This is a genomic window from Ruegeria jejuensis, assembly GCF_041537905.1.
Lineage (GTDB): Bacteria > Pseudomonadota > Alphaproteobacteria > Rhodobacterales > Rhodobacteraceae > Ruegeria_C.
This window is the reverse complement of sequence record NZ_JBGRUO010000022.1, coordinates 1-16,965: the sequence shown is the minus strand read 5'-3', so window position 1 is coordinate 16,965 and position 16,965 is coordinate 1. Positions and strand designations below refer to the sequence as shown.

Annotated in this window: 17 protein-coding genes and 2 pseudogenes; 11 read left to right on the top strand and 8 right to left on the bottom strand. The window is 60.4% G+C overall.

The features are described from left to right. Window positions 1-47: 47 nt before the first annotated feature. Complete coding sequence (gene katG, locus AB1E34_RS20515) at window positions 48-2,258, bottom strand: catalase/peroxidase HPI (protein WP_372574179.1); 2,211 nt, start codon at window positions 2,256-2,258, stop codon at window positions 48-50. 208 nt (window positions 2,259-2,466) lie between these two features. On the opposite strand from katG, the gene AB1E34_RS20510 reads away from it, so the two are divergent. The 3 genes and pseudogenes from AB1E34_RS20510 (at window position 2,467) to AB1E34_RS20500 (ending at window position 4,619) form a co-directional block, all read left to right on the top strand. Beyond that, window positions 2,467-3,366, top strand: a complete 900-nt coding sequence (locus AB1E34_RS20510) for a hydrogen peroxide-inducible genes activator (RefSeq protein WP_372574178.1) — start codon at window positions 2,467-2,469, stop codon at window positions 3,364-3,366. A gap of 25 nt (window positions 3,367-3,391) precedes the next feature. Further along, window positions 3,392-3,580: a hypothetical protein gene (locus tag AB1E34_RS20505; RefSeq protein ID WP_372574177.1), complete on the top strand. Its 189-nt coding sequence runs from the start codon at window positions 3,392-3,394 to the stop codon at window positions 3,578-3,580. A 1-nt stretch (window position 3,581) separates the two neighbouring features. Next, window positions 3,582-4,619, top strand: a pseudogene (locus AB1E34_RS20500) (IS5 family transposase). Window positions 4,620-4,822: 203 nt separating this feature from the next. Here AB1E34_RS20500 and AB1E34_RS20495 read toward each other — a convergent pair. After that, window positions 4,823-6,451 (bottom strand): acyl-CoA synthetase, encoded by a 1,629-nt coding sequence (locus tag AB1E34_RS20495; RefSeq protein WP_372574176.1) that lies wholly within the window; start codon window positions 6,449-6,451, stop codon window positions 4,823-4,825. Between the two features lie 231 nt (window positions 6,452-6,682). Between AB1E34_RS20495 and AB1E34_RS20490 the strand changes: the two genes are divergently transcribed. The 3 genes from AB1E34_RS20490 (at window position 6,683) to AB1E34_RS20480 (ending at window position 9,307) form a co-directional block, all read left to right on the top strand. Beyond that, a complete protein-coding gene (locus AB1E34_RS20490) occupies window positions 6,683-8,074 on the top strand; it encodes an aminotransferase family protein (RefSeq protein WP_372574175.1) in 1,392 nt (463 codons plus the stop codon). Between the two features lie 126 nt (window positions 8,075-8,200). Then, window positions 8,201-8,662, top strand: a complete 462-nt coding sequence (locus tag AB1E34_RS20485; protein WP_372574174.1) for a hypothetical protein — start codon at window positions 8,201-8,203, stop codon at window positions 8,660-8,662. Window positions 8,663-8,716: 54 nt separating this feature from the next. Beyond that, window positions 8,717-9,307: a GNAT family N-acetyltransferase gene (locus AB1E34_RS20480; RefSeq protein WP_372574173.1), complete on the top strand. Its 591-nt coding sequence runs from the start codon at window positions 8,717-8,719 to the stop codon at window positions 9,305-9,307. 9 nt (window positions 9,308-9,316) lie between these two features. Here the strand turns inward: AB1E34_RS20480 and AB1E34_RS20475 are convergent, their stop codons facing one another. Beyond that, window positions 9,317-10,300: a quinone oxidoreductase family protein gene (locus AB1E34_RS20475; protein ID WP_372574172.1), complete on the bottom strand. Its 984-nt coding sequence runs from the start codon at window positions 10,298-10,300 to the stop codon at window positions 9,317-9,319. Window positions 10,301-10,495: 195 nt separating this feature from the next. On the opposite strand from AB1E34_RS20475, the gene AB1E34_RS20470 reads away from it, so the two are divergent. Further along, the gene (locus tag AB1E34_RS20470) at window positions 10,496-11,353 is read left to right on the top strand and encodes a DUF2189 domain-containing protein (RefSeq protein ID WP_372574171.1); all 858 of its coding nucleotides are present in this window, start codon (window positions 10,496-10,498) and stop codon (window positions 11,351-11,353) included. A gap of 42 nt (window positions 11,354-11,395) precedes the next feature. Here AB1E34_RS20470 and AB1E34_RS20465 read toward each other — a convergent pair whose 3' ends face one another. Both AB1E34_RS20465 and AB1E34_RS20460 read right to left on the bottom strand, forming a co-directional pair. Beyond that, complete coding sequence (locus AB1E34_RS20465; protein ID WP_372574170.1) at window positions 11,396-12,382, bottom strand: NAD(P)H-quinone oxidoreductase; 987 nt, start codon at window positions 12,380-12,382, stop codon at window positions 11,396-11,398. Window positions 12,383-12,430: 48 nt separating this feature from the next. Beyond that, the gene (locus tag AB1E34_RS20460) at window positions 12,431-13,135 is read right to left on the bottom strand and encodes a COQ9 family protein (RefSeq protein WP_372574169.1); all 705 of its coding nucleotides are present in this window, start codon (window positions 13,133-13,135) and stop codon (window positions 12,431-12,433) included. A gap of 111 nt (window positions 13,136-13,246) precedes the next feature. Here AB1E34_RS20460 and rpsU point away from each other — a divergent pair, with 111 nt between their 5' ends. The 3 genes from rpsU (at window position 13,247) to AB1E34_RS20445 (ending at window position 14,881) form a co-directional block, all read left to right on the top strand. Further along, window positions 13,247-13,453, top strand: coding sequence for a 30S ribosomal protein S21 (gene rpsU / locus AB1E34_RS20455; protein WP_005614280.1), 207 nt, complete (start codon window positions 13,247-13,249; stop codon window positions 13,451-13,453). A 101-nt stretch (window positions 13,454-13,554) separates the two neighbouring features. Then, on the top strand, window positions 13,555-13,848 hold the full coding sequence (locus AB1E34_RS20450) for a hypothetical protein (protein ID WP_372574168.1): 294 nt from the start codon (window positions 13,555-13,557) through the stop codon (window positions 13,846-13,848). Between the two features lies 1 nt (window position 13,849). Continuing rightward, window positions 13,850-14,881 carry a CAP domain-containing protein gene (locus AB1E34_RS20445; protein WP_372574167.1) on the top strand — a complete coding sequence of 344 codons (1,032 nt, stop codon included), beginning with the start codon at window positions 13,850-13,852 and terminating at the stop codon, window positions 14,879-14,881. Window positions 14,882-14,950: 69 nt separating this feature from the next. Here the strand turns inward: AB1E34_RS20445 and ppk2 are convergent, their stop codons facing one another. The 3 genes and pseudogenes from ppk2 to AB1E34_RS20430 form a co-directional block, all read right to left on the bottom strand. After that, a complete protein-coding gene (gene ppk2 / locus AB1E34_RS20440) occupies window positions 14,951-15,883 on the bottom strand; it encodes a polyphosphate kinase 2 (protein WP_372574267.1) in 933 nt (310 codons plus the stop codon). A 258-nt stretch (window positions 15,884-16,141) separates the two neighbouring features. Beyond that, window positions 16,142-16,351: pseudogene (locus tag AB1E34_RS20435) on the bottom strand (DUF4345 family protein); the annotation flags it as partial. A gap of 170 nt (window positions 16,352-16,521) precedes the next feature. After that, window positions 16,522-16,758: a Rossmann-fold NAD(P)-binding domain-containing protein gene (locus tag AB1E34_RS20430; RefSeq protein WP_372574166.1), complete on the bottom strand. Its 237-nt coding sequence runs from the start codon at window positions 16,756-16,758 to the stop codon at window positions 16,522-16,524. Between the two features lie 79 nt (window positions 16,759-16,837). Here AB1E34_RS20430 and AB1E34_RS20425 point away from each other — a divergent pair. Further along, the coding region (locus tag AB1E34_RS20425; RefSeq protein ID WP_372574266.1) for a transposase at window positions 16,838-16,965 on the top strand (128 nt) is incomplete at its 3' end.

The following is a 16,965-nucleotide window of genomic DNA, read 5'->3' as shown; positions in this document are numbered from 1 at the left end:
AGGCGCGCCGTTTCCGGCGCGCCCTGATGCGAGTGAGTGGCGCATCTTTAGTTCAGATCGAAACGATCCGCATTCATCACCTTGGTCCAGGCCGCGACGAAATCGCCAACAAAGCGCGCGCCGCCGTCATCCTGCGCATAAACCTCGGCCAAAGCCCGCAATTGCGAGTTGGACCCAAAGACCAGATCGACCCGAGTGCCGGTCCATTTGACCGCGCCGCTCGCCCGGTCGCGACCTTCATAGACACCGTCATCTGCCGGTTTCCAATCGGTGCCCATGTCGACCAGATTGACGAAGAAGTCGTTGGTCAGCTTGCCCGGCTGATCGGTAAAGACGCCATGCGGTGCCCCATCGGCATTTGCACCCAGCACACGCAGGCCACCCACCAGCGCCGTCATCTCAGGCGCGGTCAGTGTCAGCAGTTGCGCACGATCGACCAGCAGTTCCTCAGCCGAGACCGCATATTCGGCCTTCTGGTAGTTGCGGAACCCGTCAGCGGCAGGCTCCATTACTGCAAAGGAGTCCACATCGGTATGCTCTTGAGAAGCATCGGTACGACCCGGTGCGAAGGGCACCTCGACCGCATGACCGGCCTCTTTGGCGGCCTGTTCCACTGCGGCACCACCTGCCAGCACGATCAGGTCAGCCAGCGACACTTTCTTGCCGCCGCTTGCGGAGTCGTTGAAGGCGGTCTGAATGCCCTCAAGCACATCCAGCACTCGGGCCAGTTGTGCGGGCTGGTTGACCTCCCAGTCCTTTTGCGGAGCCAGACGGATGCGCGCGCCATTGGCACCGCCCCGCTTGTCCGACCCGCGGAAGGTCGAGGCCGACGCCCATGCGGTCGAAACAAGCTCCGATGTCGAGAGACTCGAGGCCAGGATTTTCGCCTTCAGATCAGCCACATCCGCCGCATCGATCAGCGCGTGATCCACCGCCGGCACGTTGTCCTGCCAGAGCAGTTCCTCTGCCGGCACCTCGTCCCCGAGATAGAGCGCGCGCGGCCCCATATCGCGGTGGGTCAGCTTGAACCATGCGCGGGCGAAAGCGTCGGCGAACTCTTCGGGATTCTCGTGGAAGCGCCGCGAGATCGGCTCATAGATCGGGTCCATGCGCAGCGACATATCCGCCGTGGTCATCATCGGCGCATGTTTCTTCGAGGGATCGAAGGCATCGACGACCATATGTTCCTCGGCCACGTCCTGCGCCTGCCATTGGTTGGCGCCTGCCGGGCTTTTGACCAGCTTCCACTCATAGCCGAAGAGCACGTCGAAATAGCCATTGTCCCAGGTGGTCGGGTTCGGTTTCCACGCGCCTTCAATGCCGCTGGTGGTGGTGTCACCCGCCTTGCCTGAGCCGTACTGATTAATCCAGCCCAGCCCCATATGTTCGATCGCGGCACCCTCGGGCTCGGCCCCGACCAGATCGGGATTGCCCGCGCCATGGGCCTTGCCGAAGGTGTGTCCCCCGGCGACCAGCGCAACGGTTTCCTCATCGTTCATCGCCATGCGCGCGAAGGTCTCGCGCACATCACGGCCCGAGGCGACCGGGTCGGGATTGCCGTCGGGACCTTCGGGGTTCACATAGATCAGGCCCATCTGCACGGCGGCCAGCGGGTTTTCCAGATCACGTTCACCGGAATAGCGGCTGTTTTCCTTGTCGCTGGTGGCCAGCCACTCTTTTTCCGCACCCCAATAAATATCTTCCTCGGGTTCCCAGATATCGGCGCGCCCCCCGGCAAAGCCGAAGGTCTTGCCCCCCATGGATTCGATGGCGCAATTGCCCGCCAGGATCATCAGATCGGCCCAGGAAATCTTGTTGCCGTATTTCTGCTTGATCGGCCAGAGCAGGCGACGCGCCTTGTCCAGGTTGCCATTGTCGGGCCAGGAATTGAGTGGCGCAAAGCGCTGTGTGCCGGTCGATCCGCCGCCGCGACCATCGGCCGTCCGGTAGGTGCCCGCGCTGTGCCAGGCCATCCGGATGAACAACCCGCCATAGTGACCGTAATCTGCGGGCCACCAATCCTGGCTGTCGGTCATCAGGTCATAGAGATCCTGCTTGAGCGCCTTCAGGTCGAGTTTCTTGAACTCTTCGCCATAGTTGAACCCCTCGCCCATCGGGTCCGACAGGCTGGAATGCTGGTGCAGGATGCGCAGGTTAAGCTGGTTGGGCCACCAGTCCGAGTTTGATCTGCTGGCAAAGGTTGTATGTGCGTGCATCACCGGGCATTTGCCGGTGTTGTCGATGTCGTTGCCGTCCATCTAAAGTCTCCGATCGTGGCTGCGTTACATAACTCTGTCTGCGCAAGACTTTGATACGTCCGGTTCCCGCCCTTTGGCATCGGCCACCCGTATGCTGGGCGATCCCACCAGATTCGCATCATCCTCCCCGTAGCTGCTGTGCATAGGTTAGCAAAAGCTTGGAATTGGTTTAAGTTGCATTTTCCGATTGTTGCGATAATTTTTTATTATGACAAACCTGACCCTCCGCCAGCTGCGCTATTTCCAGGCGCTGTCGCGCCATGCTCATTTCGGGCGTGCCGCTGATGCCTGCGCAATTTCGCAACCCGCCCTGTCCGTGCAGATCAAGGAGTTGGAAGAAAACCTTGGCGTTCAACTGTTTGAACGGGGCGCGCGGCATGTGCGGCTGACCAGTTTTGGCGAGGAGTTCGCTCTGCGCGTCCGCGACATTCTGCGATCGGTGGATGAGTTGGGCGACATGGCGCGCGCCTCTCAGGCCGAGCTGGCGGGCCGGTTGCGCATCGGCGTCATCCCGACCGTCGCCCCCTATCTGCTGCCATCGCTTGTCGGCGCGCTGGCCCGCACTCATCCGGGGCTCGATCTGCACATTCGCGAGACGCTGACATCCAAGCTGCTGGAGGAGGTCACCGAAGGCCGCCTGGACACCGCCATCGTGGCGCTGCCGGTGTCAGAGCCCGCATTTACCGAGGTGGAGCTGTTTGCCGAGGATTTCGTCCTGATCCGACCCGAAGCTGACGCGGGCAAACCGACCCCCAGCGGGGAGTCCTTGCGCAAGATGCGCCTGCTGCTGCTGGAAGAGGGGCATTGTTTTCGCGACCAAGCGCTGTCTTTCTGCAACATCCAGTCGGCGGTGCCGCGTGAGGGGCTGGATGGCAGTTCGCTGTCGACGCTGGTCCAGATGGTGGGCGCCGGGATCGGTGTTACGCTGATCCCGGATATGGCGGTTCCGGTGGAAACCCGTTCCGCCGCCGTATCGGTCGCCCGCTTCGACACCCCCCGCCCCTCGCGCACCATCGGCATGATCTGGCGCAAGACCAGCCCGATTGCCGGTCAGTTGCAGGTCATTTCCGAATGTGTTCGCGACGCCGGGATGGAACAGCTAGCCTGACAAGGCACAGATCAGGGAACCCCAAATGGCACAGATCACCGGCTACCATGCCCATGCCTATTTCGACGAGATCACGCAGGATGTGGCCCGGCAAGTCTGCGACGAGGCCGCGCGCCTCTTTCCGGTTGAAATGGGCCGGATGCACGCCAAACGGCTTTGTTGCACAAATCGTCTGGGGGATTCACTGTTTGAATCCAGCATGATAGCTGGATAGCATGAGCAGTTGGTCACGCACGAAGTACAAGACGAAGAATTGGCCGTCGTATAACACGGCGTTGAAGCAGCGCGGATCGCTGTCGATTTGGTTCGACCCCGAGATGGTCTGGGTCCCGCCGCCGAACGGCAAGCGCGGTCGGCAACAGAGTTTCAGTGGTGCGGCGATCCAGGCGTGCCTTAGCCTGAAGGTGTTGTTCGGAATGCCGCTTCGGCAGACGACAGGGTTCGTTCAGAGCCTGTTGCGGATGGTGGGGCTGGATTGGGCTGCGCCAGATTTCAGCACATTGAGCCGACGTCAAAAGACACTGAACGTGAACCTACCCTATCGCGGCAGAACCGGTCCGTTGAGCCTACTCGTCGACAGCACCGGCGTTAAATCCGAGGGTGAAGGCGAATGGAACGCCCGCAAGCACGGCGGGCCAAAACGGCGCATCCGCTGACCGGCAGCGCATTGCGCAGCAATGTCCCGAGAGGTTGGCGCAAGATACACATAGGGATCGATGAGGAAACGCTGGAGGTGCGGGCCGTCGAGGTCACGACCAACAATATTGGGGATGCACCTATGCTGCCCGAACTGCTGAACCAAATCCCACCCGATCAGGACGTTGGGTCAGTGACCGCCCCCTCTCGACAGCATGCTTTGCATGCGCCTGCCGGGCAATGGACGGGGCCTATGACACACGCAAATGCCATGATGCGATTGCCGCCCGCGGTGCTCATGCCATCATCCCGCCGCGCAGAAACGCCAAACCATGGAAACCCACCACAGCCGGAGCCATTGCACGAAACGATGCAGTTAACGCCTCGCGCTATCTCGGTCGAACCATTTGGAAACGGTGGAGCGGATATCACCGCATGAGCCGCGTCGAGACCAAGATGCACTGTGCGAAGCGACTGGGCCAATCCTTGATGGCGCGGGGCTTCGACCCTTGATGGCGCGGGGCTTCGACCGTCAGGTTGCAGAAATCCAAGTCCGCATTGCCGTGCTCAACCGCTATACCGCTCTTGGCACACCCGTCACAGAGCCAACAGGATAAGTCCGTCCGGGGAAAGGGGAAGTCTGCCCTTCAACCGTTTTGGGCAACAAAGCCTCCGCGCCTGTCGCCGGTCGATTGAACGGCTGGTTTCGTGGAATCTGAACTTCTGTTTCACGCTGTCTGGCACTCCCCAAAAAGGCCTTGATAGCACACGCGCCCTGTGCACCGATCCAGATTTCTTCGAAGAAATCTGGCGCCCGCGCTTAAAGCGCGCGGGCGCGGTCTCGTAGCAGGAATTTCTGGATCTTGCCGGTAGAGGTCTTGGGCAGGACACCAAACACCACCGTCTTGGGCGCTTTGAAGTGGGCCATGTTGTCCCGGCAATGGGTGATCAGACCCGCCTCGTCGGCCTCCGCCCCCGGCTTGAGTTCCACAAAGGCGCAGGGGGTTTCACCCCATTTCTCGTCAGGTCGCGCCACAACCGCCGCTTCCAGCACGCCGGGGTGTTTGTAGAGCACATCCTCCACCTCGACCGATGAGATATTCTCGCCGCCCGAGATGATGATATCCTTGGACCGGTCCTTGAGCGCGATATAGCCATCCGAGTGCATCACCCCCAGATCGCCCGAAGCAAACCAGCCGCCCCGGAACGCAGTGTCCGTAGCCTGCGCGTTCTTGAGATACCCTTTCATCACGATATTGCCCTGCATGAATATCTCGCCCATCGTCTCGCCATCCGCCGGGACCGGCTCCATCGTTTCCGGGTTGGCCACCATCAGACCGGACAAAGCCACGTATTTCACGCCCTGCCGAACCTTCAGAGCGGCGCGTTCCTCACCCGAGCGCGTATTCCATTCGTCTTTCCAGGCGCAGACGACGGAGGGGCCGTAGGTCTCGGTCAGGCCATAGACATGGGTCACCTCGATCCCCATTGCTTCCATCTTTTCGATCACAGCGGCGGGGGGCGGTGCGCCTGCCGTCATGACCTTGATCGCATGGTCGAACTGTTTCAGCGCATCCGGCGCATTGGACAGCATGTTCAGCACGATGGGCGCGCCGCAGAAATGGGTGACCTGATGGTCGCGAAACGCCTGGAACACGGCCTCGTCCCGCACAGCGCGCAGGCAAACGGAGGTGCCCGCATTTGCCGCCATGGTCCAAGGGAAACACCATCCATTGCAGTGAAACATCGGCAGGGTCCACAGGTAGACCGGATGCTGCGGCATCCCCCAGGTCAGGATGTTCGACGTCGCGTTCAGCGCCGCCCCGCGGTGATGATAGACCACCCCTTTGGGGTTTCCGGTCGTCCCAGAGGTGTAGTTGAGCGAGATGGCATCCCATTCATCGCCGGGCAGTGACCAGTCAAACTCCGGATCACCCTCGGCCAGCAGCGCGTCATAGGTTATCGCGCCGATGGGTTGAGCGCCCTCGAAGCTGGGGTCGACAATATCGACCACCAGCAGGTCCGGCAGATCGACCTGTTTCAGCGCCTCGCCGACCACGCCCGAAAACTCTGGGTCAACCAGCAGCACCTGTGCCTCGGCATGACCGAGAATGAACGCGATGACAGCGGCATCCAACCTCGTGTTGATCGTGTTGAGCACCGCGCCCGCCATCGGCACGCCAAAATGCGCCTCATACATCTCAGGTATATTCGCAGCGATGATCGAGACGGTGTCCCCCTTGCCGATCCCGCGCTGCGCCAGCGCGCTGGCAAGCCTGCGGCACCGGGCATAGGTCTCGGACCAGTGATAGCGCCGGTCGCCATAGATGACCGAGGGGTAGTCCGGATAGACGGCGGCGCTGCGTTCCAGATAGCTCAGCGGGGACAGCGGTGTGAAATTCGCACCGCACTTGCCAAGATGCTGATCATAGATACTTGCCTGCGACATGTGCGCTCCTCCGCTTCACGGCATGATAATGCCCAGAATGGCGCGGCATGAAAATCCCTAACCATTGTATCAGCTTGCAACCAGTCAAGCTCAATTTGGCTATAAGCCGCCCCTCGTTCTGGCCCTAACGGTCCCTTTGATTTTGGCGTTTCTGGATAGGTAGGACATCGCAACGCCGCCGGGGTTCCTTGATAGATCCGGCGCGCGCAGACATAGCAGAAAGGACATGTCATGGACGGCACGTTCAACGAAAACGACCTGAGCCGTGTGGTCGAAGCCGACCGCGCCCATATCTGGCACCATCTGATCCAGCATAAACCCTTTGAAACCAACGATCCCCGCATCATTGTCGAAGGCAAGGGCATGCGCGTCTGGGACCAGAAGGGCAAGGAACATCTGGATGCGGTATCCGGCGGGGTCTGGACCGTGAATGTGGGCTATGGCCGCGAATCCATCGCCAAGGCGGTCTATGACCAGTTGATGAAGCTGTGCTATTTCGCCAATTCCGCAGGCTCGATCCCCGGTTCGATCTTTGCCGAAAAGCTGATCGAGAAGATGCCGGGCATGAGCCGTGTCTACTACACCAACTCAGGTTCCGAGGCGAATGAGAAGGCGTTCAAGCTGGTTCGCCAGATCGCGCATAAGCGCTATGGCGGCAAAAAGACCAAGATCCTCTATCGTGACCGCGACTATCACGGCTCGACGCTAGCGACGATGTCGGCGGGCGGTCAGGACGAGCGCACCGTGCAATACGGCCCCTTTGCCCCCGATTTCGTGCGCGTGCCCCATTGCATGGAATACCGCAAGCACGAGTTGGACGGCGCGCCGGAAGAGAATTTTGGCGAATGGGCCGCCGATCAGATCGAAGAGGTCATCCTGCGCGAAGGCCCCGAGACCGTCGGTGCGCTCTGCCTTGAGCCGGTGACCGCCGGTGGTGGCGTGATCGAAGCGCCCGAGGGCTATTGGCAGCGCGTGCAGGAGATCTGCAAGAAGTACGACGTGCTGCTGCATATCGACGAAGTGGTCTGCGGCGTTGGCCGGACCGGCACCTGGTTCGGCTATCAGCAATACGGCATCAAGCCCGATTTCGTGACCATGGCCAAAGGCGTTGCCTCGGGCTATGCGGCCATTGCCTGCATGGTGACCACCGAAGAGGTGTTCAACATGTTCAAGGACGATGTCGAAGACCCGCTGAACTATTTCCGCGATATCTCGACCTTTGGCGGCTGCACCGCGGGTCCCGCGGCGGCGATCGAGAATATGCGCATCATCGAGGATGAGAACCTGCTGGACAACTGTGCTGCGATGGGTGACCGCATGACGGCGAACCTGCAGGCGCTGATGGACAAGCACAAGGTGATCGGCGATGTGCGCGGCAAGGGCCTGTTCCTGGGAGCTGAACTGGTCGCGGACCGTTCCACAAAGGAACCGGTGGACGAGAAACTGGCGCAGGCCGTTGTGGCTGACTGCATGGCGCAGGGTGTGATCATCGGCGTCACCAACCGCTCGATCCCCAGCCGCAACAACACGCTGTGCTTCTCGCCCGCGCTGATCGCAACTGCCGATGATATCGACCAGATCACCGATGCGGTGGATGGCGCGCTGGGGCGTGTCTTTGGCTGATCAGCGCTGAAGTAACCATAGAGACCGGCGCCTCCCGCGCCGGTTTTTTTGTGCGCTCAACCGATTGCCAAATGCCTGAACTCGGGTAGCTTGACGCCAACCCACACCGATGCAGGAGATCACCCCATGTTACGCACACTTGCCCGCAGCCTTGCTGCTATCCTTGTGCTTGCCGTCGCCGCCCCGGCCAGCGCGGATGAGGGGGAGGGTTTCCCGCAGATCGTCGGCACCTGGACCGGCACCTATCTGGTGGCCTTTGCCAAATCCAACCCGAACCACGAAAAGGGGCTTTTGCGCACCGAGATGGAGCTTGAGATTACCAAGCTCGACGGCAACCTCATCACCGCCACCAATCGCTGGCGCCGGATCGGGGACAGCGAGTGGATCGTAGAAGAGGCGATGGGCACGTTCAGCCTTGATGATCCGACCCGCTTCGTGCTGGCCGAGGCCGGGATTTCGGGCGACGACGTGTCATCGGGGATCTTCAACGGGGTCTATCTGGATGATGTCCTGCTGATCACTTATGCCGGTCCGGGCACTGGTGTCGCCTTTGCCGCGCAACTGGTCAAAAAAGGCGCGGACAAGTAGGCCCGACACCCAGGTCAGTCACCGCGCCTGCCGTTTGTTCTGAGGATTTTCGCCATGTGGGCTTCTCCCGTCGCTCTGACCGGTACGCATGTTTCGGTCGTGCCCCTGTCGCAGGATCATGCGGCGGACCTGACCGAGGCGGCGGGGGATGGCGCGTTGCACCGACTCTGGTACACCTCGGTTCCCGCCCCCGAGGCGGTGGCCGATGAGATCAACCGCCGCCTGTCGCTGCTGGAGGCGGGCAGCATGGTGCCCTTCGCCATTCTGGACCCGAGCGGCAAGGCGGTGGGGATGACCACCTATATGAATATCGACCACGCCAATCGCCGGTTGGAGATCGGCTCGACCTGGTATCGCAAATCGGTGCAGCGCGGCCCGATGAACACCGAATGCAAATTGCTGCTGCTGAGCCACGCGTTCGAGACGCTTGATGCCATCGCGGTCGAGTTTCGCACCCATTTCATGAACCACCAGAGCCGCCGTGCGATCGAACGGCTGGGCGCCAAGCTGGACGGGGTGCTGCGCTCGCATATGATCCTGCCCGATGGCAGCCTGCGCGACACAGCAGTCTATTCGATCACCACCGCCGAATGGCCCGCCGTCCGGTCCAACCTGCGCTGGAAACTGGAACAACCGCGCGTCTGACTGAGCGGGTCAAACCTCAAGTATCGTACTGCCCGTGGTCTGTCGCGCCTCAAGCGCGCGATGCGCATCCGCCACGCGTTCTAATGGAAAGCGCTGGTCTATGCGGATCTGGATATCGCCCTTGGTTACCTTGCCGAACAGGTGCTGCGCCATGTCCTGACAGGTGGCGGGATCGGCGATATGGGTGAACAACGTCGGCCGCGTGATCTTGAGCGATCCGCGTTGCGCCAGCATCGACAGATCAAAGGACGGCACCGGCCCCGATGCATTCCCGAACGATATCATCATGCCCAGCGTTTTCAGCGAATCGAGCGAGCCGACAAAGGTATCCGCCCCGATTGAATCCATCACCACATCGACCCCTGCCCCATCGGTCAGTTCGCGCACTTTGCTGGCAAAATCCTCGCCGCGATAGTTGATGCAGTGGCTCGCTCCGTGATGCAGCGCCAGCTCGCATTTCTCATCTGACCCAGCCGTGCCGATCAACCGGATACCTTCGGATCGCGCCCACTGGCAGGCAATCAGCCCGACCCCGCCTGCCGCCGCATGAAACAGCACGGTATCGCCCCGCTTAAGCGGTGTGGTGCGGTGGAACAGATATTCGACCGTCATCCCTTTGAGCATCATCGCCGCCCCCTGATCGAATCCAATGGCAGCGGGCAGCGGACAGACCTGCGCTGCGGGCATCACCCGCGCCTCGGCATAGGAGCCCGGCGGGGCTGCGGCATAAGCGGCGCGGTCGCCAGGCTTCAGATGGGTTACGCCCGCCCCAACCGCCTCGATCACGCCAGCGGCCTCCATCCCCAGCGCATGCGGCAGGTCCAGCGGATACAGCCCCATGCGCTGATAGACATCGATAAAATTCAGCCCGCAAGCATGATGGCGGATACGAATCTCGCCCGGTCCCGGCGCACCGACGTCGCGATCCTCGATGCGCAGTACTTCGGGGCCGCCGGTCTCATGGATCACGATGGTGCGGGCGGTCTGTGACATCTTCGCCTCCTTCTGGCTGTTGCGGGCAGGCTAACAGCCAGCAGTCAAAGGGCAAGCGCGTCCTCGCCAAGCCGTGAGCAATAGCGCTCGCAACTTATGCTATACTAAGAACAGCTGTCGCGGACCAACCGAGTCTGATGCGATTGTCGGGCCCTTGGTACGCGGCGCATTTGCACTGCCAAGGAAGGATACGCCATGGCGAAAACAATCGGAAATCCAATCAGCTGGGCGGCACAAAGCCTGAGCAGCACCAGCGATCACATGGGCGAGGCCATTTCGGGTCTGGGCGGCGAGGCCAAGGCCGAGTTGCCGATGGTTCAGGTCCTCACGATGAGCGATATCGCCGCCTGCCTGCGCGCCGGATATGACGATTTCATCGCCACCCGCGCGGATGCGATCTTTGCCATCGTGGTCTACCCCATTGCAGGGTTGATCCTGTTCGGGATGGGCATGCAGATGGACCTCGTGCCGCTGCTTGCGCCGCTGGTGCTGGGCTTTGCGCTGGTCGGTCCCGCCGCGGCGGTGGGGCTTTATGAGATCAGCCGCAGACGCGAGGCTGGAGAGGACGCGCATTGGCGCCATGCCTTCAGCGTGTTCCGCTCGCCCGCCTTCGGGTCGATCTTTGTACTGGCCGCTTACCTGACCATGTTGTTGCTGGTCTGGCTGATGGCGGCGCAAAGCATCTATGCCGCGACGCTGGGACCAGAACCCCCTGCCTCGGTCGTGAGCTTTGTCAGCGATCTTTTCACAACACCTGCAGGCTGGGCCCTGATCGTGGCAGGCAACGCCGCTGGGTTCCTGTTTGCCATCGTCGCACTGGCGATGAGCGTGGTCAGTTTCCCGCTGCTGCTGGACCGCAAGGTCGGGGTGCCGATTGCGGTGGTCACCTCAGTCCGTGTGCTGCGCCGCAATCCCGGCGTCATCATCAGCTGGGGCGCGATGGTTGCAGCATTGCTGGTTCTGGGATCGATCCCGTTCATGCTGGGGCTGATCGTGGTGCTGCCGGTGCTGGGCCATGCCACATGGCATCTCTACCGGCGGGCCGTGGCCTAAAGCATCGCGCGGATACCACGCGATGCTCTGTCCAATTGCGTATTAGCCGCCGACGTTCAGGACGATCTTGCCGATATGGTCCGACGCCTCCATCCGCGCATGGGCCTGCGCAGCATCGGCCAGATCAAAACTGCTATCCATGACCGGGCCAATGCGCCCGACCTCCAGCAGCGGCCAGACCGCCTCGCGCAGGCTCTGCGCGATCTGCGCCTTGGCCAGATCGCTTTGCGGGCGAAGGGTGCTGCCGGTCAGCGTCAGCCGCTTGACCATCATCATCACAAAGTTCAGCTCGACCACCGGACCTTGCAGAAAGGCGATCTGCACCAGTCGGCCATCATTGGCGAGCGCCTTGACGTTGCGGGGAATATAATCGCCCCCCACCATGTCCAGGATCAGATCGGCCCCGCCTTCGGCCTTCATCGCCTTGACGAAATCCTCGTCGCGATAGTTGATCGCACGTTCCGCGCCCAGATCGGTGCAGGCCTTGCATTTCGCTTCGGACCCGGCGGTGGCGAACACCCGTGCGCCCATCGCATTGGCAAGCTGGATGGCGGTTGTGCCGATCCCGCTGGAGCCACCATGAACGAGAAACCGTTCCCCCGCCTTCAGACCACCACGGGTGAACACGTTGGACCAGACGGTGAAGAAGGTTTCGGGAAGGCAGGCCGCCTCTTTCAGCCCCATGCCCTTTGGGACCGACAGGCAATGGGCGGCAGGGGTTGCGACATATTCGGCATAGCCGCCACCGGGCAGCAGCGCGCAGACCTGATCGCCGATCGACAGCGAGGTGACCCCCGCGCCCAGCGCCACAACCTCGCCCGAGGCTTCCAGCCCCGGCAGGTCACTGGCACCCGGTGGCGGGTCATAAGCCCCAGCCCGCTGCAGCGCATCGGGTCGGTTCACACCGGCATAGGCGACCTTGAGCACCACCTGGCCCTGGTCCGGTTCGGGCATGGGGCGCTCGACAAGGGTCAGCACCTCGGGGCCGCCGGGTTGGGAAATTTCGACGGCACGCATCATCTCGGTCATTCTTCAGGGGTCCTTATTGTTCATTCAGGTGCATGAGAGCGTCGCCGCTCAGGATTTGGGCCGCAGCATCCCCGGCAGATCGACACGCGGCGCGCGCGCGGGCGCGCGAATTTGCTTGGACAGCCAGCTTGGCCCGATCAGGAACGGCTTCAGCAGCGGGTTGCCATTGACCTGCGCCTTGACCTTTTCGATCAGCATAACATCGTCAATCCGGCGGGCCAGAAAGGTCCAGCTTGCGCTGTTGCCCTCCGAATCGTCGCCCATCCAGAACAGCAGGGTCGAGGAATAGACACCTGACAGGATGGCCCGTTTGGAATACCAGTTGAAATCATCCGAGGTGTCGCCCAGCGCGGTCCAGATCTGGTCGCAGGTGTTCCAAACCGCGCGCGCGCCTTCGGCCGCCAGATGCGGCAGGGCGAACAGGGTCAGGCCACGGCGCACCGCCTCGCGCTCATTTGGTCCGCTCACCGCCTCCAGCCGGTAGCGCACGGCCAGCGCCACGCGATCACGGTATTTCAGCGCGTTAAGGTCGGTTTCTTCAAGGCGTTTAAGCATGATGGCATCGCCGCGCTGATGAAAGGCCAGCGCCAAATCAACCGCCCCGCGCGGGCAGGCGGCCTCGGCCACGGTCCGGTCCAGCCCGGTATCCGTGATCGCCGCGTCGAAGCAGGCAGAGGACCAGCCGTCAAAGGGAACATGGTCGAGGGCGGCATCCAGAAGCTGGTCGCGCACTGTCTCGTAAGGCATTGTCATGGCGTAACTCCTTCGTCTGACCCACTACTAGACAAGATAGCGGCGCTTTGCTATATCGCCACTTCCTGCAATTTCCTTGCAACTCATATCTAGAAAGGTGGTGACAACCACATGCAGGTTAGTGTTCGCGACAACAATGTCGATCAGGCGCTCCGCGCCCTGAAGAAGAAGCTGCAGCGCGAAGGCGTGTTCCGCGAAATGAAGCTCAAGCAACATTTCGAGAAACCGTCCGAGAAGAAAGCGCGCGAGAAGGCAGAAGCGATCCGTCGTGCCCGTAAGCTGGCACGCAAAAAAGCCCAGCGCGAAGGTCTGCTCTGATCTTTTAGTCCAGCTTTGGACGACACTATTTGACGACCCCCGAGGCATCGCCCGGGGGTTTGTCGTTTTAAGATGCAAATTCCGAGACCGAAGCCCGGTTTTTGATCAAACTGCGCGCCGAAACGACCGAACAGGGCGTTATCTGCGATTCATATGAGATCAAAGATGCTACATGCCGGGGTATTCCGCTGGCCATACGAGCCATCGGCGCAGCATTCCGCCATTTCAGCCCTAAGCGACCTTTTGCCCAGCATTTTGCAGCCGTGCGAATCTGGCTTCGGCAGCGCCCGGCCGCTCAGTTGCACTCCCTGATCGTGCTCCCCTTCCAGCCTGTTTGCCGCTGCTTCTACCTCGGCGCTGTCCACCCGGACACAAACAAAAACTTTGGAGGCTGAAATGTCGAATGCAAATACGGTCGAACGCGAGATGCTGGCGTTGATAAACGAAGAGCGCACCTCTCGCGGGATTGAACCGCTGCAACTGGAAACCCGGTTGAACGACTCGGCAGAGGATCACAGTGCCTGGATGCTGGAAAGCGACAGTTTCTCGCATACTGGCGAGGCCGGTTCGAGCGCGCAGGAGCGTATACAAGACGCAGGGTTCGAGTTTTCCGGCAATTGGCGCTCGGGCGAGAACATCGCCTGGCAATCGGAACGTGGTGCCCCCGGTAACAGCGATGACGTGGCCGACCTGCATGCCGGGCTGATGAACAGCCCCGGACATCGGGCAAATATCCTCAATCCTGATTTCAAGTATATCGGGATTGGGGTCGAGGATGGCGACCTCAACGGATGGGATGCCGTCATGGTCACGCAGAACTTCGCAAAGACCGACGCCCAAGTACTGCTCGACCTTCCGCCTGCGGACACGCCAACGGAGATGCCCGACACCCCGGTTGCCGAAGCACCTGCTCCGGCAGAGGACGATTCAGGCAGCGAAGATCCTGATATCGACGTCACGGATATGGACGTTCCCGGCACCCCGGAGGAACCTGAGCCCGAAGACCCAGAGACAGAGGTTACCGACACTGAGGACACAGAAACCGAGGAACCGGAGATGGATGTCATCGACACCGACGATCCGGAAACCGAGGAACCGGACGCGGATGTCACCGACACCGATGACCCGGAAACTCAGGAACCGGGTAACAAAGATATGCTCCACGCCCAGGTCACCGACCTGCTCGAAGACGTGCTGGAATTTGTCGATCAGTTCGATTGGGGCGAGCCCGGCTCGCAGGGCGACGATTTTGCCGACTTCGCGGTGGGCATGGTCGGCCTCTGGATCACAACCGAGGTTCTTGAGAACTTCTTCGAGGGGGCCAATGAGCCGATGGAAACCGAACTCGCCATGTCGGACCCGGCCAGCAATTATGACGACCCCATGATGCTGCCCGATACCAGCGGCTGTATGTTCGACTTCGTCTGATCCCCGGATAAGAAACGGGGCGCCCCTGGCGCCCCGTTTGCAAACCCATCCGATGGTTCCGCTGCAGCCCTAATAGACTTTTGGAACATAGAGCTCGTCCGGCAGGACCTGACGCTCATACTCGGGATTGTATTTGCGGTCCGGCAGCGTGACTTTTTCGCTGGGTACATCCTCATAAGGAATCTGCGACAGCAGATGTTCGATGCAGTTCAACCGCTCGCGCTTCTTGTCATTGCCTTCGACAATGTACCAGGGCGCCTCGGGGATGTTGGTGCGCGAGAACATTTCTTCCTTGGCCTTGGTGTAATCCTCCCAGCGGATGCGGGATTCCAGGTCCATCGGACTCAGCTTCCACTGCTTCATCGGGTCGTGGATGCGCATCAGGAATCGCAATTGCTGCTCTTCATCGGTGATCGAGAACCAGTATTTCAGCAGGATGATCCCGGACCGTTTCAACATCCGTTCGAATTCGGGAACGTCCTGAAAGAACTGTTCAACCTGATCTTCTGTGGCAAAGCCCATCACCCGCTCGACACCCGCGCGGTTATACCAGGACCGGTCGAACAGCACGATCTCGCCGCCCGATGGCAGATGCGGCACGTAGCGCTGGAAATACCATTGGCTCTGTTCCCGGCGCGAGGGTGCGGGCAAAGCAACGACCCGCGCGACGCGCGGGTTCAAGCGCTGGGTGATGCGTTTGATGACGCCGCCCTTGCCGGCCGAATCCCGCCCTTCCATCAGGATCAACACCTTGGAATTGGTGTGCTGCACCCAGTCCTGCAGCTTGATCAGTTCAGATTGCAGCCGCAGCAGGTTGCGGAAATAGACCTTGCGGTCAAGCATGCCGGGGTGCTGCGATTTATAGAGCTTGCGGATCTCCATCGACAGCATGGGTTCGCTGAATTCGATCTCGAAATCCTCGTCCAGCGTATCCTCCAACTCGGCCTCAAGCCATTTCATGCCCAGGTCTTCGGAATCGTCGGTCAAGGTCAGCTCCTTCATTCGGTTCACAATCGGATCTATGCCATATCCGGCATGTGTAAATCTCTGATGTCGGTCAAATCGGGGCAAACACCCGGTTCTGAGCAAAACATACTCGCCCGCCGCTCCGGGCGAAGCAAGCCCCTTGCGCGGCACAATCGACCCATCCTGTAGAAAAGACTGGCGGCTTTCACTTAATCTCAAGTCCGGGTTTGCGCGACAACATGAGGTGCATGCCAGCTTTTTTTGCCGCCCTTTGTTTGCAGTCCACAAACACATTAGTCCAAGCATCACCTCTATCCCAAGGGCAGAAAGGATGCTGTCCGATGGTCGTCCGACAAGCATAAGGCTGACCAAGCGCCCCGCGGCAATAGCGAAGAACACAGTGGCTCCAAGCCAAGCTGCTGTCTGGGCCATCCTTTGGTTTAGCGCACCCGAAAAGATGATCAGGCCAAGTGCAGCCAGATTGGCAGCAGGAGCGCAATTCACTCATCAGGTTCGGCTGCGGCGAAACAACTATGCCGTAGCTGGATTAAAAGGCCAGTGGGGCCAGCGTGATGATCAGCCCCAAGTTGGCTGCAATAAGACCCGCCAACCCCAGGGCAAGCCTGTGTTTTACGTCAAACGTCATGATTGTGTTCCTTTGTCGTCAGACCAACTCATGCAGCTTGTGTCCAAGCGCCAGACTTTGCGGCTTCATTTGTAAAATCGGAAAAGTCGCGCGGCTCTCTCCCCAAGGCGCGTTGAACACCATCCGCAACGTTCGCATTGCGGCCATCAAGTGTTTCCCTCGCTATGTCGGTAATCACGTCGGCAATCATCTGACCGCTCGCGTTCATAATTTCCGCATGGAAGTCTTCAAACGAAATCGGCACGTATTGCACAGTTCTGCCCATTGCGCGCGAAAGCTCCTGACCTGAGCCCCTGAATCTCCTCCAGCTTTGTATAGAGTCCGCCCAACTAAAGGACGGACAAATGAAGACGAGGTTCTCCGACGAACAGATCATTCAGATGATCAAGGAGCAGGAGGCTGGCGAGAAGACGGCTGACGTGTGCAGGCGCTATGGGATCAGTCAGGGCACGTTCTACAAATACAAGTCGAA

Coding starts and splice junctions, on each gene's coding strand:
- ppk2 (WP_372574267.1), bottom strand. CDS start 15,883: ATGAAGGAGCTGACCTTGACCGACGATTCCGAAGACCTGGGCATGAAA.
- AB1E34_RS20460 (WP_372574169.1), bottom strand. CDS start 13,135: ATGACAATGCCTTACGAGACAGTGCGCGACCAGCTTCTGGATGCCGCC.
- AB1E34_RS20485 (WP_372574174.1), top strand. CDS start 8,201: ATGTTACGCACACTTGCCCGCAGCCTTGCTGCTATCCTTGTGCTTGCC.
- AB1E34_RS20505 (WP_372574177.1), top strand. CDS start 3,392: ATGGCACAGATCACCGGCTACCATGCCCATGCCTATTTCGACGAGATC.
- AB1E34_RS20445 (WP_372574167.1), top strand. CDS start 13,850: ATGTCGAATGCAAATACGGTCGAACGCGAGATGCTGGCGTTGATAAAC.
- AB1E34_RS20510 (WP_372574178.1), top strand. CDS start 2,467: ATGACAAACCTGACCCTCCGCCAGCTGCGCTATTTCCAGGCGCTGTCG.
- AB1E34_RS20470 (WP_372574171.1), top strand. CDS start 10,496: ATGGCGAAAACAATCGGAAATCCAATCAGCTGGGCGGCACAAAGCCTG.
- rpsU (WP_005614280.1), top strand. CDS start 13,247: ATGCAGGTTAGTGTTCGCGACAACAATGTCGATCAGGCGCTCCGCGCC.
- katG (WP_372574179.1), bottom strand. CDS start 2,258: ATGGACGGCAACGACATCGACAACACCGGCAAATGCCCGGTGATGCAC.
- AB1E34_RS20495 (WP_372574176.1), bottom strand. CDS start 6,451: ATGTCGCAGGCAAGTATCTATGATCAGCATCTTGGCAAGTGCGGTGCG.
- AB1E34_RS20480 (WP_372574173.1), top strand. CDS start 8,717: ATGTGGGCTTCTCCCGTCGCTCTGACCGGTACGCATGTTTCGGTCGTG.
- AB1E34_RS20475 (WP_372574172.1), bottom strand. CDS start 10,300: ATGTCACAGACCGCCCGCACCATCGTGATCCATGAGACCGGCGGCCCC.
- AB1E34_RS20490 (WP_372574175.1), top strand. CDS start 6,683: ATGGACGGCACGTTCAACGAAAACGACCTGAGCCGTGTGGTCGAAGCC.
- AB1E34_RS20430 (WP_372574166.1), bottom strand. CDS start 16,758: ATGGGCAGAACTGTGCAATACGTGCCGATTTCGTTTGAAGACTTCCAT.
- AB1E34_RS20465 (WP_372574170.1), bottom strand. CDS start 12,382: ATGACCGAGATGATGCGTGCCGTCGAAATTTCCCAACCCGGCGGCCCC.